We start from the raw sequence: 15009 nt of genomic DNA, 5'->3' as shown, positions 1-15009 counted from the left end.
CCTACACCTGACCTTAAATCGAGCGGTTCCCGTAGGAGCGAGCTTGCTCGCGAACGATCCCCGCTCCGAATCCTGCTGGCCTAGGGCTGCACGTAGCGCAACACCGCCTCGACGATCATCTCCTTGTGCCGCGCCTTGATCACCGGGTCTTCCAGCTCGACCTGGAACAGCGAGCCGACGGTATGGCGGTTGGACACCCGATAGAAGCAGAACCCACTGATCAGCATGTGCACGTCGATGGCCGGCAGGCCGTCGCGGAAGGCGCCGCTGGCGGCACCACGCTGGAGGATGTCCTCGATGGTGCGCAGAATGTTGCTGTTCATCGAGCGGATCGCTTCCGAGCCGGAAGCGAACTGACCGTAGTGGATGTTCTCGATGCTGACGATGCGCACGAAATCGACGTTGCGGTCGTGGTGGTCGAAGGTGAAATCCACCAGCCGGCGCATGGCCTCCAGCGGCTCCAGCTCGGCCAGGTGCAGCGTCTGCTCGGTACCGCGGATGTCGCCGTAGAGCTTCTCCAGCACCGCCTGGTAGAGCTGTTCCTTGCTGCCGAAGTAGTAGTAGATCATCCGCTTCGAGGTGTTCATGCGCTCGGCGATGGCGTCCACCCGCGCGCCGGAAAGGCCCTGCTGGACGAACTCGACGATGGCCGCCTGGAGAATGTCCTCGCGGGTCTTCTCCGGGTTGTTCTTGCGCCCCCGGCGGGCGGTTTCGGCGGGAATCGGCTGGGTGGCGCTGTCGGCAGTCATGGGCTTGGGCATCGGTCCGCCGGCGCCAGAGCGCCGGCTGTGCGGTGAAGGGATGCGCGGATTATGCGCGCCCGCGCGCCCTTCAGGCAAAGCTCGCCAGCTCAGACCTTCGGCCGCCGTGTGGTGCCGTTGCGCGCCTGGGCCATCGCCGCCAGGCGCACGGCGACGTTGGCTGCGCCGTATCCCGCATAGCCGCCGCGACGCTGGATGATCTCGAAGAAGAAGCGCCCCTCGAATGGTTCGGTATAGACATGGAACAGCTCGCCGCCGTTGGCATCGCGGTCGTAGAGCACGTTGAAGTAGGCCAGTTCGCTGAGGAATTCGTCGTCGAAGTCGAAGCGAGCGGCGAGGTCGTCATAGTAGTTGAGCGGGATTTCCAGCAGCGGCACGCCGGCGTCCTTGGCCCGCGCCACCTCGGCGAAGATGTCCTCGCAGGCGAAGGCGATGTGGTGCACGCCGGAGCCGCGATAACTGGACAGCGCATGGGAGATGGCGGTGTTGCGATTCTCCGAGATGTTCAGCGGCAACCGCACGCTGCCGTTGGCACTGCGCAGTGCGCGGCTTTTCACCAGGCCGTAGGGGTCGGGCAGCACCACTTCGTCGTCGGCCTCGAAGTCGAACAGGCTCTTGTAGAACAGCACCCAGCTGTCCAGCCCGTCTGCCGGCAACGCCATGGCCATATGGTCGATGCGCTGCAACTGGCCACTGGGTTTCGCCTCCGGGTCGAGACGGAAATCCACGTCATAGAGGGTCTGCCCGCTGGCGCGCTCTTCCACCAGGTGCTCTTCAACCAAGTAGATCAGGCTGCCATCCGGCGCACGCACCGCAGGAATCTCCCGCTCGTTGGGGCCGACCAGCCCGCGATACGGCTGACCCTTGTAACCCTGCGCACGCTCCAGGGCGCTGGCGGCATTGCGCACGCGCAACGCGGTGGCGCACAGCGACGGGCCGTGGGCCTCGAAGAAGCTGTGGCCGAAGGAATAGGGTTCTGCGTTGAGCACGATGTTGATATCGCCCTGGCGCAGCAGGCTCACCGCCTTGGAGCGGTGTTCGCCGGCGCGAGCGAAGCCCAGGCGCTCCAGCCAGTTGCCCAGGCGCGCGCCAAGGGCTTCGTCGACGGCGAATTCGAGGAACTCCACGCCATCCAGCTGGCTGGCCGGTGGCGGCGAGAACAGGCAGTCCAGTTGTTCCTGCGGCATGCCTTCACCGAGCAGGCGCGTGCGGGTCTTCTCCTCGAGATACAGCAGCGAACGCAGGCCATCGGCGGCATTGGCGCGCGGCGGCGCGGCGCGGAAGCCGTCGTTGAAGATTTCCAGCGACAGCGGCCCGCGATAGCCACTCTTGAGGATCGGCGCGAGGAAGCCCGGCAGGTCGAATTCGCCCTGACCGGGGAAGTTGCGGAAGTGCCGGCTCCACTCCAGCACATCCATGGCCAGGATCGGCGCGTCGGCCATCTGCACGAAGAAGATCTTCTCCCCCGGAATCTGCGCGATGCCGGCCGGGTCGCCCTTCAGCGAGAGGGTGTGGAAGCTGTCGAGGATCACGCCCAGCGCCGGGTGGTTCAGCTCGCGCACCAGGTCCCAGACCTGCTGCCAGGTGTTCACGTGGCGACCCCAGGCCAGGGCTTCGTAGCCCACGCGCAAGCCACGGGCGCCGGCACGTTCGGCGGCGAGGCCGAGGTCTTCGAGGAGGAATTCGCGTTCGCCCAGGGCGTCGGCGGCAACGTTGCTGCACATCAGCACCAGGTCGGTGCCCAGCTCCTGCATCAGGTCGAACTTGCGCTCCAGGCGGTCGAGGTTGCGCGGCAGGCGATCGCGGCGGCAGCCCTCGAAATCGCGGAACGGCTGGAACAGGGTGATCGCCAGCCCCAGGTCGGCGCACAGGCGGCGCACCTCGCGCGGGCTGCCGCCATGGTAGAGAAGATCGTTCTCGAAGATTTCCACGCCGTCGAAACCGGCGGCGGCGATGGCTTCGAGCTTGTCCGGCAGGGTTCCGCTCAGGGAAACGGTGGCGATCGAACGTTGCATCGGTGGACTCCTGCCGGGCGGTGTGAGGGGCTTGTTGGAATCGGTCTCCGGCTGAGTCTGATTATTCTGGCGGTCCGGGCCGGCAGCAATTTAAAGTGTACTAACTGGTTAGTTTTGTGTTCGATTACCGAACCAAAGGCCGTTTATCGAATTGACGCTGTTTCGGGCGCTGCTCAAGATTTAGCCACGTCGACGCAATCCGGCTCCCCGGGGACCTGCCTCAATCCCTGGAACCACGGCAGCCGCTGCGAGATGGCCTGCGTGTCATCCATAACAATTTCAAGAACGGGTAAATGCTCATGTACGTACCTCACCCTCGCCTCGCCGCCTCCATTCCCCACCGCCAGACCCTCCTGGCGCGCCTGATGCCGGGTCTGTGCAGGCTGCTCGGCCACCGCCGCGCGCACTGATTTTCGCCAGCCACCGCACGTCACTTCCTGCAACTCCCGCCGATTGGCGGTGGAGCGGGACGCCTGCGGCACGACAATAATTCCCGAGGCTGCGCGTCAGCCCGATAACGGATGGCCCGATCATGATCCAGTCGCAATCCGCTCCCCTCGCTGCGGTCGCTCCGCACGGTTCCTCCATTTTCGCCAAGGTGCGTGGCGCCATGGCCGTCGGCAAGGTGCGCTGGGGCATGCTCGCCCTGGTGTTCTTCGCCACCACCCTGAACTACATCGACCGCGCCGCACTGGGCGTGATGCAACCCGTGCTCGCCGAGAAGATGGCCTGGACGGCCATGGATTACGCCAACATCAACTTCTGGTTCCAGGTCGGCTACGCCATCGGCTTCGTGCTGCAGGGCCGGCTGATCGACCGTATCGGCGTGAAGCGCGCGTTCTTCTTCGCCGTGCTGCTGTGGAGCTTTGCCACCGGCGCCCACGGCCTGGCCAGCTCGGCGGCTGGCTTCATGGTCTGCCGCTTCATCCTCGGCCTGACCGAAGCGGCCAACTATCCGGCCTGCGTGAAGACCACGCGCCTGTGGTTCCCGGCCGGCGAACGGGCCATGGCCACCGGCATCTTCAATGCCGGCACCAACGTCGGTGCCATGGTCACCCCCGCCCTGCTGCCGCTGATCCTCGCGGCCTGGGGCTGGCAGGCGGCTTTCCTGTGCATGAGCGCGCTCGGCTTTGTCTGGGTGGTGCTGTGGAGCCTGAAGTACTTCAACCCCGAAGAACACCCGACGGTCAGGCAGAGCGAGCTGGACTACATCCAGGAAGCCGACGAACCGCCGGCCGAGCGCGTGCCGTTCACTGCCGTACTGCGCATGCGCGGCACCTGGGCCTTCGCCCTGGCCTACTCGCTGACCGCACCGGTGTTCTGGTTCTACCTGTACTGGCTGCCGCCGTTCCTCAACCAGCAATATGGCCTGGGCATCAGCGTCACGCAGATGGGCATACCGCTGATGCTGATCTGGCTGACCGCGGACTTCGGCAGCATTGGCGGCGGCATCCTTTCGTCCTGGCTGATCGGCCGCGGCATGAACTCCATCCATGCGCGCCTGCTGTCGATGTTCATCTGCGCCTGCGCGATCATCGGCGTGATCTTCGCCGCCAAGGCCAGCGGCCTTTGGATCGCCGTGGCCGCCATCGCCCTGGGCGTGGGCGCGCACCAGGCGTGGACGGCGAATATATGGAGCCTGGTGATGGACTACACGCCCAAGCACCTGATGAGCACGGTATTCGGTTTTGGCGGCATGTTCGCGGCGATTGGCGGGATGTTCATGACGCAGATCGTTGGCTACATCCTCACCGTCACCCACAACAACTACGCGATCCTCTTCACCATCATCCCGACCATGTATTTCCTCGCGCTGGCCTGGATGTTCTTCATGGCCCCACGCAAGGTGCCCGGCGCGGCGGAGTGACCCTCAGCCTGCGTAGGACGCATAACCTGGAACGGCTTATCCGCCGGGCATTCCAGCGGCGGATAACGCTGGCGCGTTATGCGCCCTACGAATTCCTCCCCGGACCTTAAGGCAGAACCCCGCCAATCGGCGGGGCTCTGCGTTTTGCGCCTACTGCTTCAGCGGCGTCAGCACCGGCGCGCCTTCGTCCAGCAGCATCCACACCAGCAGCTTGGCCGGCTTCTTGTCGCTGGCGTTGCGCGACACCAGGTGCGGCGTGTTCGGCGCCTCGTACCAGGACTGGCCGGCCTGGTAGGTCACCGGTTTCTGCCCTTCCAGCTGGGAGATCACCGCACCCTCGAGCACGTAGGCGAACACCGAGCCGCTGTGCACGTGGGCGCCGGAGGACTGGCCCGGCTCGTAGGCGACGGTGATCATCAGGCCCTTCTTGCCAGCCGCGTCGGGAAGCTTCTGCTCCTGCTGGACTTCGATCTTCTCGGGATTGCCGCCATCGCCGTGGGCGAATACCGGCAGGCTCAGGGCCAGGCCGAGGCCGAGGCCGGCGAACAGGAGTTTCAGGGGCGTGGATGTGGGCATGGCGGGTACCTCGGGCAGTGGGAACGTGGGGTTCACGCTACGCCTCGGGGTGTGGCGGACCAACAGCCAATTTCGCCGAAGATCGGGGGGCCATTGCATCGGGGGGCGGTGCCGTGCAGTTCGCGAGCAAGCTCGCTCCTACAAGGGTTACCCCGAGGCTCTTCTGCAGGAGCGAGCCTGCTCGCGAAGCAGCGTGCCAGCGCCCACAAAAAAGCCCCGCACACTGGCGGGGCTCTCGGGGACAGCGGCGGATCAGCCGAGCAGCGCGCTCAGGTCCAGCAGCCCGTCCTTGCACGGCGGGCACCAGTAGTAGCCGCCGGTGAGCGGGCGGCTGAAGCGGTACAACGCGTCGGTGATGCCGTCTTCCAGGCCGCTCATGCGGCGCAACTGCACCTCGAAGGCATCCAGCGTGCAGCCAAAGGCGAGGAACATCAGCCCGGCGTCCTGGCCCTGGGTCCAGGGCATGGAGCGGCGCACGATGAAGGCTTCGGGGTCGAAGCTCTCCTGGGCAGTGCGCTTGACGTGGGCGGATTCCGGCGCGTCGTCCAGTTCCTCGTTGTCGCTCAGGCGGCGGCCCATGATGTCGTCGCGCTCGTGCTGCGGCAGCGCGGCGAAGTCCTGCAACTGGTGGCGCCATTGCTGGATCGCAGCAAAGCTGCCGCCAGCCAGGCCCGTGGCACCTTCGACGATGGCAGCGGCGATGGCATCGTCATCCTGCGGATTCTCGGTGCCGTCCTCGTAGCCGGTCAGGTCGTGGCCGCTGCCATGGCGGAAGGCCTCGGTCAGGCTGGTCAGCTCCAGCGCCGGTGCCAGCAGGGACTGGAGTTCCTGGGTGCGCAGCAGCAACTCGCCGCGCTCGTCACCACGCAGCCAGACCCACAGTGCATGCGGGGTGGACGGGTTGTCGACGCCCACGCCGGAGATCGCCGGGAACTCGCGCAGCCCCTCGACGTGGCGGCCCAGCGCGCGCACCAGCGACTCGCCAAAGCCGACTACCGCGCGCGCGCCATCGGCGAACTGCATCAGCCGATCCAGCGCGGCGGGCAGGTCCTGCAGCGACTTCAGATCGAAGAACAGGTGGCGGGCGTGGGCGGGAACCGGGGTGGCGAGAATGCCGGGCTGGTAAAGGCTCATGACAGCGTCCTTGAACGAAAGAGCGGCGATTCTAATCGCCTCGCGCGGGAATCCAAACCGCTCTGCATCAAGGCCTGTGCAATCTTTCCCGCGACTCGGGCGAATGTGCCTTGCGCCGCTGTCGATGGCGCCGCCACAACTCCAGCCCACCGACCAGCACCAGCACCGCGAGGAAGATCGGCAGGCGGTACGGCCGCAGGTTGCCGAGCCAGCGCTCCAGCACTTCGCCGGCCCAGTAGCCGGCACTGGCGAAGATCAGCGCCCAGCAGAAGGCGCCGAGCAGGTTGATCAGCAGAAAGCGCAGCGGCCCTACCCGACTTGCACCGATCAGCAGCGGCCCGGCCAGGCGCATGCCATAGAGAAAGCGCACGGAAAAGATCGCCAGCATGGGGTGCCGCTCGATCAGCCCGGTAACCCGTTCGATGGCCAGGCCACGGCGTTGCAGCCAGGGCACTGCACGATCACCGGCGCGCCGGCCGCTCCAGTAGAGCAACTGGTCGCCCAGGGTGCCGGCCAGGGTTGCCCAGAACACCACTGGCGCATAACCGAGCAATCCCTGGTGAGCGGCGAGGCCGGCGAGGATGAGGATGGTTTCGCCTTCCAGCAGGCAGCCGATGAACAGGGCCAGATAGCCATAGCTGGAAAGCAGTTGCGCGAGATCGAAGTGCTCGAACATGCGGGTCCTTGAAAGCGTGCCGTGCCAACAGCCTAGCGGCTTGGCGAATGTTCTGCTTATCGAACATCGACTGTAAAAAATAAACGACTAAACAGTCAGCAAAGATCGTTAGCAACCAATCAAATCAATCCTTTAGCTACACCATTCGTCTAAGGATGTAATTTTTTTCGCTCATGAACGATTCAAGTGTTTGACATATTTAACGGATTTGGCAGACTGCGGCCCGTTGTCGCAACTGGTTACGTTTTTCCGGCTCCACTGCCTGGTGCACCGGATGACCTCGGCCGCGCAACCCAACAAAAACAACTTTGTCAGTCGTGGCCCACCTGCCCGAGTTTCGTCTCGGCAGTACGGTTCCCGGCGAGCCAACGGAACGAACAAATGCTGATCTGGTTTGTAGCGGTGTATCTGGTGATCACCGTAGCTGTCGGTTTCTACGCCACCACCCGCGTGCACAACTCCTCGGACTACGCGGCCGCCGGTCGTAGCATGTCCTTCCCCCTCGTCGTGACCATGGTGTTCGCCACCTGGTTCGGCTCCGAAGCCGTGCTGGGGATTCCCGCCACCTTCCTCGAAGAAGGCTTCGCCGGGATCATTGAAGACCCCTTCGGCTCCTTCGGCTGCCTGATGCTGGTCGGCGTGGTCTTCGCCCGCCCGCTGTACCGCCTCAATCTGCTCACCATCGGTGACTTCTTCCGCAAGCGCTTCGGCCAGCACGTGGAAATCTTCACCAGCCTGGTGATCATCATTTCCTACATGGGCTGGGTCGCCGCGCAGATCACCGCGCTGGGCGTGGTCTTCAGCGTGCTCTCCGACGGTGGCCTGACCACCACCCAGGGCATGATCATCGGCACCATCATCGTCCTGCTGCACACCCTGTTCGGCGGCATGTGGTCGGTGGCCCTGACCGACTTCCTGCAGATGATCATCATCGTCTGCGGCCTGTTCTACCTCGTCTGGCTGATCGGCGACATGGCCGGCGGCCCGGTCAACGTGATCAGCCACGCCGCGAGCGAAGGCAAGTTCACCTTCCTCCACGGCACCTCGGCGAAGGACATCGTGGCCTTCCTCGGCGCGGCGGTGACGATGATGTTCGGCTCCATCCCGCAGCAGGACGTGTATGCCCGCGTGATGTCGGCCAAGACCGAGAAGATCGCCCAGCGCGCCACCATGACCGGTGCCTGCTGCTACCTGGTGTTCTGCATGCTGCCGATCTTCCTGATCTATGCCGCTTCGATGATCGAGCCGGAGATGGTCAAGCACTGGCTGGCCGAAGATTCCCAGCAGATCCTGCCGCATCTGATCCTGGAACGTACCCCGCTGTTCGCCCAGATCATGTTCTTCGGCGCCCTGCTCTCGGCCATCATGTCGTCCGCTTCCGGCGCCCTGCTGGCCCCGTCGGTGACCCTGACCGAGAACATCGTCAAGCACTTCCTGCCCAACATGAACGACCGCCAGGCCCTGCTGGCCATGCGTTGCAGCGTACTGGCGATGACCGTCGCCACCTGCCTGTTCGCCCTGCTGTCCAACGCCAGCATCTACGAGATGGTCGGCAACGCCTACAAGGTGACCCTGGTCGCCGCCGTGGTGCCGCTGTTCTTCGGCCTGTTCTGGAAACGCGCCACCACCCAGGGCGCCCTGACTGCCATCGCCTGCGGCCTGATCGGCTGGGTGTCGCTGGAACTGGGCCACCAGGAAGGCGACTTCTGGCCGCCGCAACTGGTGGGCCTGATCTGCAGCGCCATCGGCATGATCATCGGCTCGCTGGCACCGCAGTTCAGCGCGCACCGTGGCGAAAGCGTCTCGGACATGGCCGCCGCAGCCGCCGCCAACTGATCGCGTAATAGATGAAGAAGAAGCCCCGCCTCATGCGGGGCTTTTTTGTGGGCATTGCCCAGGATGGCAACGACGCGCCCCACGGATGAACCCCCAGCGATGCCCCATTGTAGGAGCGAGCTTGCTCGCGAACGCCCCCGCTGCGAAGCCAGGTTCGCGAGCAAGCTCGCTCCTACAGGCCAGGGCCGGCGACGGTACTCATGCTCTTGCCGTCCACCCGTCGCGTGCGTTTTTTTGTGGGCCGTGGCGCAGGATGGCAACAACGCGCCCCTCGGATGCCCTCCAGCGGGGCCTCAATTGTAGGAGCGAGCTTGCTCGCGAACAGCCCCGCTGCGAGGCCAGGTTCGCGAGCAAGCTCGCTCCTACAGGCCGGGGCCGGCGACGGTAGTCATGCTCTTGCCGTCCACCCGTCGCGTCGGGATCGACTCGGGGTCCAGGCCGTCGATGCAACAGGCATTCACGCTGAGCAGCGCCGGGTTGCTGCGGCGCTGGTGGTAGACATAGATTCCGCACGCCCCGCAGAAGTAATGCAGGGCCACGCCGCTGTTCCAGCGATACAGGCGCAAGGCCTGATCGCCGCGGGTCAGGCGGAAGCTGTCCTTTGCCACGGTTGCCATCAGCGCATTGCGCTTGCCGCACAGCGAGCAGTCGCAGCGCACCAGTTCATCGAGCTCCGCGTCGAATGCAAAGGCCACCGCGCCGCAGTGGCAAGTACCGGTGTAATGCATGGCTGATCTTCCTGATGGATGCATGCCGATGAGTGCGAGCAGCATAGCCGCTCACTGATTCGCGCCCCGATTCGTGAGCTGCGATCAACTATCCTTTGTCGTTTGCCGCGTTTTTCTCAAGGGCCGACTTCCGGACAATGCTCCCATCGCATCCCCATTCGACCGGAGCCCCAGCATGCCCCTCGCTCTCCTGGCACTGACACTCAGCGCATTCGCCATCGGCACCACGGAGTTCGTCATCGTCGGCCTGATCCCCACCATCGCCAGCGACCTGGACGTCACCCTGCCCTCCGCCGGCCTGCTGGTCAGCCTCTACGCCCTGAGCGTTGCCATTGGCGCACCGCTGCTCACCGCCATGACCGGGCGCATCCCGCGCAAGGCGTTGCTGGTCGGCCTGATGGCGCTGTTCACCGTCGGCAACCTGGTGGCCTGGCAGGCACCCAGCTACGAATCGCTGATCGTCGCGCGCATCCTCACCGGCCTGGCCCACGGCGTGTTCTTCTCGGTCGGTTCGATCATCGCCACCAACCTGGTGAGCAAGGACAAGGCCGCCAGCGCCATCGCCACCATGTTCAGCGGCATGACCGTCGCCTTCGTCACCGGCATTCCGCTGGGCACCTTCATCGGCCAGCATCTGGGCTGGCGCGTGACCTTCCTGGTGGTGGCCGCCTTTGGCGTGGTCGCCCTGCTCGGCAGCCTGCTGTTCGTGCCGAAGAACATCCAGCACACCCCGCCGGCTCCGCTGCTGCGCCAGGCCCGCGTGCTGCTGCAGCCGCGCCTGCTGCTGGTCTACGCGATGACCGCGGTGGGCTATGGCGGCTCGCTGATCGCCTTTACCTTCCTCGCGCCGATCCTCCAGGACCTCGCCGGCTTCAGCCCGAACATGGTCGGCGCCGTGCTCCTGGCCTACGGTGTCTCGGTGGCCATCGGCAATATCTGGGGCGGCCGCCTGGCTGACCAGCGCGGCCCGGTGAGTGCGCTGAAGATCATCTTCGGCCTGCTGGCGTCGGTGCTGCTGGTGCTGACCTTCACCGCCGGCAACCCCTGGCTGGTGGTGTTGACCGTGCTCGCCTGGGGCGCCGTCGCCTTCGGCAACGTGCCCGGCCTGCAGGTCTACGTGGTGCAACAGGCTGAACGCGTGGCACCGGACGCCGTGGACGTGGCCGCCGGCTTCAACATCGCCGCGTTCAACCTCGGTGTGGCTGGCGGTTCCTGGGCCGGCGGCCTGGTGGTCAGCCACCTGGGCCTGGCCCATACGCCCTGGATCGCCGCTGTCGTCACCCTTGCCGCATTCGGCCTGACCGCCCTGAGCGGTCGCCTCGACCGGCGCAATTCCACGGAACCGAGCCCCGTCGGCGCGGTTCCCACTCACTGATCGACCACAAGGAGTTCTTCCATGAGCGTTCCCGCCTTCGGCCTCGGCACCTTCCGCCTCAAGGGCCAGACCGTCATCGATTCGATCCGCAGCGCACTGGAACTGGGTTACCGCGCCATCGACACCGCGCAGATCTACGGCAACGAAGCCGACGTCGGCGAGGCCATCGCCGGCAGCAAGGTCAAGCGTGACCAGCTGTACCTGACCACCAAGATCTGGACCGAGAACTACGCCGCCGACAAGCTGATCCCCAGCCTCAAGGACAGCCTGCACAAACTGCGCACCGAGCGCGTCGAGCTGACCCTGATCCACTGGCCATCGCCCAAGGACCAGGTACCGGTCGCCGAGTTCATGGGCGCCCTGGCCGAAGCCAAGGCCCAGGGCCTGACCGGCGAGATCGGCGTGTCGAACTTCACCATCGCCCTGATGCAGGAAGCCATCGCCGCGGTCGGCGCCAGCCAGATCGCCACCAACCAGGTGGAACTGCACCCCTATTTGCAGAACCGCAAGGTGGTGGAGTTCGCCCGGAGTCAGGGCATCCACATCACCTCCTACATGACCCTGGGCTACGGCAAGGTGCTCAGCGACGAGGTGATCATCGGTATCGCCCAGCGCCACGGCGCAACACCAGCGCAGGTGGCGCTGGCCTGGGCCATGCAACTGGGCTATTCGGTGATCCCGTCGTCCACCCGGCGCGAAAACCTGGAGGGCAACCTGCGCGCCGTCGACCTGCGCCTGAGCGACGCCGACATGGCCGCCATCGCCGCGCTGGAGCGCAACGAGCGCATCACCAGCCCGGAAAGCCTGGCCCCGGCCTGGGACTGATCCATCACTGATCGACAGCCGCTCCTCGGAGCGGCTTTGCTGTTTGCAAGGAGTATTCATGAGCGCAAATGACTATTCGGCCTGGAGCTGGACCCCCGGCGCCGGTATCGACGGCCTGAAGCCTGTCCGCCTGCCGTTGCCCACGCCCGGGCCGGACGAGGTGCTGGTGGCCAATACCGCCGTCGCGCTGAACCCGGTGGACTGGAAGATGATCGACTGGGGCCGTGACGACTGGCAGCAGGGCCAGGTGCCCGGCGTGGATGGCGTCGGCATCGTCATGGCGGTGGGCGACGAAGTGAATCTGCGCGTCGGCGCCCGCGTCGCCTACCACCAATCCCTCACCCGTGGCGGCAGCTTTGCCGAGTACACGCTGCTGCGCGCGCGTGCTGTCTATCCGGTACCGGATTCGCTGGACGACGCCTCCGCCGCCAGCCTGCCCTGCCCCAGCCTCACCGCCTGGCAGGCGCTGGACAAGCTGCCGGTCTGCCACAACCGTGACGTGCTGGTGACTGGCGCCGGCGGTGCGGTGGGCTATCTGCTCGCGCAACTTGCCCTGCAACGCGGCCTGCGCGTGTGGGTGACGGCCTCGGCGAAACACCGCGAGCATCTGCTGCAACTGGGCGTCACCGGGGTCTTCGACTATCGCGACGGGCAGTGGACCCAGCAACTGCGTGAGGCCCTCGGCCCGCGCCGCCTGCATGGCATCTTCGATACCGTCAGCGGCAACCACGCCGCCGGCCTCGCCCCGCTGCTGGGCTACAACGGCCACCTGGTGTGCATCCAGGACCGCCAGGAAAGCGCCCCGTTACCCGCCTTCAGCACGGCCATCTCGCTGCACGAAGTGGCGCTCAACAGCATCCACGCCCATGGCGAAGCGCTGGACTGGCAGGAGCTGCACGTTGCCGCGACGCGGCTGATGCAAGGCGTCGCCAACGGCCAGTTGCAGGCGCCGGCGAAACAGTTCTTCGCCTTCGCCGAACTGCCCGCAGCGCTGCGTCGCTTGAAGTCCGGCGAAGGGACCGGTAAATGGATCAGTCTGCTGCCGGCACCGAAGGTCGTAGCCTGACCGCGCCGCGCCGCGGCACGATCATGCGTAGGAGCGGACTCTGTCCGCGATAGTTTCGCCACGGCTCCGGCCAACCATGGAGCACGACCAGCCTATCGCGGACGGAGTCCGCTCCTACCGATGCCGGACGCTCCGGCGACTCGCAATGAACAGGAGAACAACATGGATCTGGGCATCAAGGGCCGCTGGGCCGTGGTCTGCGCCGCCAGCAAGGGCCTGGGCAAGGGCTGCGCCCTGGCGCTGGCCCGCGAAGGCGTGAACCTGGCGATCAACGCCCGTGACGTCGACACCCTCGCCGCTACCGCCACGGAACTGCGCCAGCTGGGCGTGGAAGTGCGCGAAGTGGCCGGCGACATCAGCCAGCCGGAGGTGCGTGCCGCACTGCTCGCCGCCTGCCCGCAGGTGGACATCCTGGTCAACAATGCCGGCGGCCCGCCGCCCGGAGACTTCCGCGACTGGGAGCGCGAAGACTGGCTGCGCGCCCTGGAGCTGAATATGCTTACCCCCATCGAGCTGATCAAGGCCTGCATCGACGGCATGGCCGAGCGCGGCTTCGGCCGTATCGTCAACATCACCTCCGGCTCGGTAAAAGCCCCCATCGCCACCCTGGGCCTGTCCAACGGCGCGCGCAGCGGCCTCACCGGCTTCGTTGCCGGGGTTGCCCGACAGCCGCAGGTAGCCGGCAACAACGTGACTATCAACGGCCTGCTGCCCGGCTCCTTCGACACCGATCGCCTGCGCAGCGGCTTTCAGCGCGCCGCCCAGCTCAGCGGGCGCGATGAAGAGGAGCTGGTGGAGGCCGGCAAGCAGGAAATCCCCGCCGGGCGCTTCGGCAGCGCCGAGGAGTTCGGGGCGTTCTGCGCCTTCCTGTGCAGCGCCCAGGCGGGCTATCTGACCGGGCAGAACCTGTTGCTCGATGGCGGGGCTTATCCGGGGACGTACTGACGCTAACCTCACCCTGGCGCTCCTACGACAACCGAAGCACCGAAGCACCGAAGCACCGAAGCACCGAAGTCAGCCTGTAGGAGCGAGCTTGCTCGCGAACCAACCTTCGCTGCGATGCGGTTCGCGAGCAAGCTCGCTCCTACAGAAAAGCGCCCCCCCTGGACCAAACCTCTAGAATCCACCCCGCCGCTCCCGAACAGGCCCGCCGATGAAAGCCCATTCCGACGAACTCAAGACCTTCGCCACGGTGATCGACTGCGGCTCCATCACGGCCGCCGCCGAGCAACTGGGGCTGACGCCATCGGCCGTGAGCCGGGCGCTGTCGAAGCTGGAGGAAAAGCTCGGCACCACCCTGCTCAACCGCACCACACGGCGCATGAAGCTGACCGAGGAAGGCGAGTTCTTCCTCGAGAACGCCCGCCATATCCTCGAACAGATGGACGCCCTGGAAGAGCGCCTGGCGCTGCGCCAGCAATCCCCGGCCGGGCGCCTGCGGATCAACGCCGCCTCGCCGTTCATGCTGCACGCCGTGGTCCCGCACATCGGCGCCTTCCGCGAGCGCTACCCGGACATCGAGCTGCAGCTCAATACCAACGACCTCAACATCGACCTGCTGGAGCAGAGCACCGACATCGCCATCCGCATCGGCCACCTCGCCGACTCCAGCCTGCACGCGCGCGCCCTGGGCAGCAGCCGGCTGAACCTGCTGGCCGCGCCGCAATACCTGGAGCGCCACGGCACTCCGACCAGCCTGGATGAGCTGCTCGGCCACTCGCTGCTGGGCTTCACCCAACCGGAAGCCCTGAACATCTGGCCGATCCGCCATGCCGGCGGGGACACCCTCACGGTCACCCCGTCGCTGTCCGCGTCCAGCGGCGAAACCCTGCGCCAACTGGCCATCGGCGCCCAGGGCATCGCCTGCCTGGCAAGCTTCATGACCTGCGACGATATCCGCGCCGGGCGTCTGGTGCGCGTGCTGCCGGAGCTGACCAGCGAACGCCGCCAGCCGATCCACGCGGTGTACTACCGCAACTCGCAGCTGGCGTTGCGCATCCAGTGTTTCCTCGACTTCATCCAGGAGCGCCTGGCGCAGTCCCTGCACGCCACCGGCTAGGCTAAGAAAATTCCCACAGCCGGAAAACCTCGACCACACTGAACAGGGTTCGCGACGCTCTAGCGCCCGTGCGTCTTCCCGCCACGATCGA

The 15009-nt window shown here is 65.8% G+C and carries 13 protein-coding genes; 7 read left to right on the top strand and 6 right to left on the bottom strand.

The annotated features are described in order from the left end of the window. Positions 1-80: 80 nt before the first annotated feature. Both L6D89_RS14425 and quiC read right to left on the bottom strand, forming a co-directional pair. Complete coding sequence (locus tag L6D89_RS14425; protein WP_236173466.1) at positions 81-749, bottom strand: TetR/AcrR family transcriptional regulator; 669 nt, start codon at positions 747-749, stop codon at positions 81-83. A 101-nt stretch (positions 750-850) separates the two neighbouring features. Next, positions 851-2776 (bottom strand): 3-dehydroshikimate dehydratase QuiC, encoded by a 1926-nt coding sequence (gene quiC, locus L6D89_RS14420; RefSeq protein WP_236200204.1) that lies wholly within the window; start codon positions 2774-2776, stop codon positions 851-853. Between the two features lie 532 nt (positions 2777-3308). Here quiC and L6D89_RS14415 point away from each other — a divergent pair. Further along, positions 3309-4643, top strand: a complete 1335-nt coding sequence (locus L6D89_RS14415) for an MFS transporter (protein ID WP_236200203.1) — start codon at positions 3309-3311, stop codon at positions 4641-4643. A gap of 150 nt (positions 4644-4793) precedes the next feature. On the opposite strand, the gene L6D89_RS14410 is transcribed toward L6D89_RS14415, so the two are convergent. From L6D89_RS14410 to L6D89_RS14400, 3 genes are all read right to left on the bottom strand, one after another. Then, positions 4794-5219, bottom strand: a complete 426-nt coding sequence (locus L6D89_RS14410) for a cupin domain-containing protein (protein WP_236200202.1) — start codon at positions 5217-5219, stop codon at positions 4794-4796. 252 nt (positions 5220-5471) lie between these two features. Continuing rightward, entirely contained in the window at positions 5472-6353 is an 882-nt protein-coding gene (locus L6D89_RS14405) for a Dyp-type peroxidase (protein ID WP_236200201.1), read from the bottom strand. 67 nt (positions 6354-6420) lie between these two features. Beyond that, on the bottom strand, positions 6421-7029 hold the full coding sequence (locus tag L6D89_RS14400; protein ID WP_236200200.1) for a DedA family protein: 609 nt from the start codon (positions 7027-7029) through the stop codon (positions 6421-6423). Between the two features lie 381 nt (positions 7030-7410). Here L6D89_RS14400 and L6D89_RS14395 point away from each other — a divergent pair, with 381 nt between their 5' ends. After that, on the top strand, positions 7411-8865 hold the full coding sequence (locus L6D89_RS14395; RefSeq protein ID WP_236173407.1) for a high affinity choline transporter 1: 1455 nt from the start codon (positions 7411-7413) through the stop codon (positions 8863-8865). A 362-nt stretch (positions 8866-9227) separates the two neighbouring features. Here L6D89_RS14395 and L6D89_RS14390 read toward each other — a convergent pair whose 3' ends face one another. Further along, positions 9228-9593: a GFA family protein gene (locus L6D89_RS14390; RefSeq protein ID WP_236173408.1), complete on the bottom strand. Its 366-nt coding sequence runs from the start codon at positions 9591-9593 to the stop codon at positions 9228-9230. A gap of 175 nt (positions 9594-9768) precedes the next feature. Between L6D89_RS14390 and L6D89_RS14385 the strand changes: the two genes are divergently transcribed. From L6D89_RS14385 to L6D89_RS14365, 5 genes are all read left to right on the top strand, one after another. Continuing rightward, positions 9769-10968 carry an MFS transporter gene (locus tag L6D89_RS14385; protein ID WP_236200199.1) on the top strand — a complete coding sequence of 400 codons (1200 nt, stop codon included), beginning with the start codon at positions 9769-9771 and terminating at the stop codon, positions 10966-10968. A gap of 21 nt (positions 10969-10989) precedes the next feature. Further along, the gene (gene dkgB, locus L6D89_RS14380; protein ID WP_236200198.1) at positions 10990-11793 is read left to right on the top strand and encodes a 2,5-didehydrogluconate reductase DkgB; all 804 of its coding nucleotides are present in this window, start codon (positions 10990-10992) and stop codon (positions 11791-11793) included. 58 nt (positions 11794-11851) lie between these two features. Continuing rightward, positions 11852-12859, top strand: a complete 1008-nt coding sequence (locus L6D89_RS14375) for a zinc-binding dehydrogenase (protein WP_236200197.1) — start codon at positions 11852-11854, stop codon at positions 12857-12859. A 162-nt stretch (positions 12860-13021) separates the two neighbouring features. After that, positions 13022-13804, top strand: a complete 783-nt coding sequence (locus tag L6D89_RS14370; RefSeq protein WP_236200196.1) for an SDR family oxidoreductase — start codon at positions 13022-13024, stop codon at positions 13802-13804. 208 nt (positions 13805-14012) lie between these two features. Then, a complete protein-coding gene (locus L6D89_RS14365) occupies positions 14013-14918 on the top strand; it encodes a LysR family transcriptional regulator (protein WP_236173413.1) in 906 nt (301 codons plus the stop codon). The last annotated feature ends 91 nt before the right edge of the window (positions 14919-15009 follow it).

Source organism: Pseudomonas pseudonitroreducens (assembly GCF_021603645.1).
Classification (GTDB): Bacteria; Pseudomonadota; Gammaproteobacteria; order Pseudomonadales; family Pseudomonadaceae; genus Pseudomonas; species Pseudomonas pseudonitroreducens.
The sequence above is the reverse complement of the archived record's forward strand: the minus strand, read 5'-3'. Positions and strand labels throughout refer to the sequence as shown.

Excerpts from the sequence above, each read along its gene's own strand:
- quiC (WP_236200204.1), bottom strand. The coding sequence starts at position 2,776 with ATGCAACGTTCGATCGCCACCGTTTCCCTGAGCGGAACCCTGCCGGAC.
- L6D89_RS14385 (WP_236200199.1), top strand. The coding sequence starts at position 9,769 with ATGCCCCTCGCTCTCCTGGCACTGACACTCAGCGCATTCGCCATCGGC.
- L6D89_RS14365 (WP_236173413.1), top strand. The coding sequence starts at position 14,013 with ATGAAAGCCCATTCCGACGAACTCAAGACCTTCGCCACGGTGATCGAC.
- L6D89_RS14415 (WP_236200203.1), top strand. The coding sequence starts at position 3,309 with ATGATCCAGTCGCAATCCGCTCCCCTCGCTGCGGTCGCTCCGCACGGT.
- dkgB (WP_236200198.1), top strand. The coding sequence starts at position 10,990 with ATGAGCGTTCCCGCCTTCGGCCTCGGCACCTTCCGCCTCAAGGGCCAG.
- L6D89_RS14375 (WP_236200197.1), top strand. The coding sequence starts at position 11,852 with ATGAGCGCAAATGACTATTCGGCCTGGAGCTGGACCCCCGGCGCCGGT.
- L6D89_RS14400 (WP_236200200.1), bottom strand. The coding sequence starts at position 7,029 with ATGTTCGAGCACTTCGATCTCGCGCAACTGCTTTCCAGCTATGGCTAT.
- L6D89_RS14395 (WP_236173407.1), top strand. The coding sequence starts at position 7,411 with ATGCTGATCTGGTTTGTAGCGGTGTATCTGGTGATCACCGTAGCTGTC.
- L6D89_RS14390 (WP_236173408.1), bottom strand. The coding sequence starts at position 9,593 with ATGCATTACACCGGTACTTGCCACTGCGGCGCGGTGGCCTTTGCATTC.
- L6D89_RS14405 (WP_236200201.1), bottom strand. The coding sequence starts at position 6,353 with ATGAGCCTTTACCAGCCCGGCATTCTCGCCACCCCGGTTCCCGCCCAC.
- L6D89_RS14410 (WP_236200202.1), bottom strand. The coding sequence starts at position 5,219 with ATGCCCACATCCACGCCCCTGAAACTCCTGTTCGCCGGCCTCGGCCTC.
- L6D89_RS14425 (WP_236173466.1), bottom strand. The coding sequence starts at position 749 with ATGACTGCCGACAGCGCCACCCAGCCGATTCCCGCCGAAACCGCCCGC.
- L6D89_RS14370 (WP_236200196.1), top strand. The coding sequence starts at position 13,022 with ATGGATCTGGGCATCAAGGGCCGCTGGGCCGTGGTCTGCGCCGCCAGC.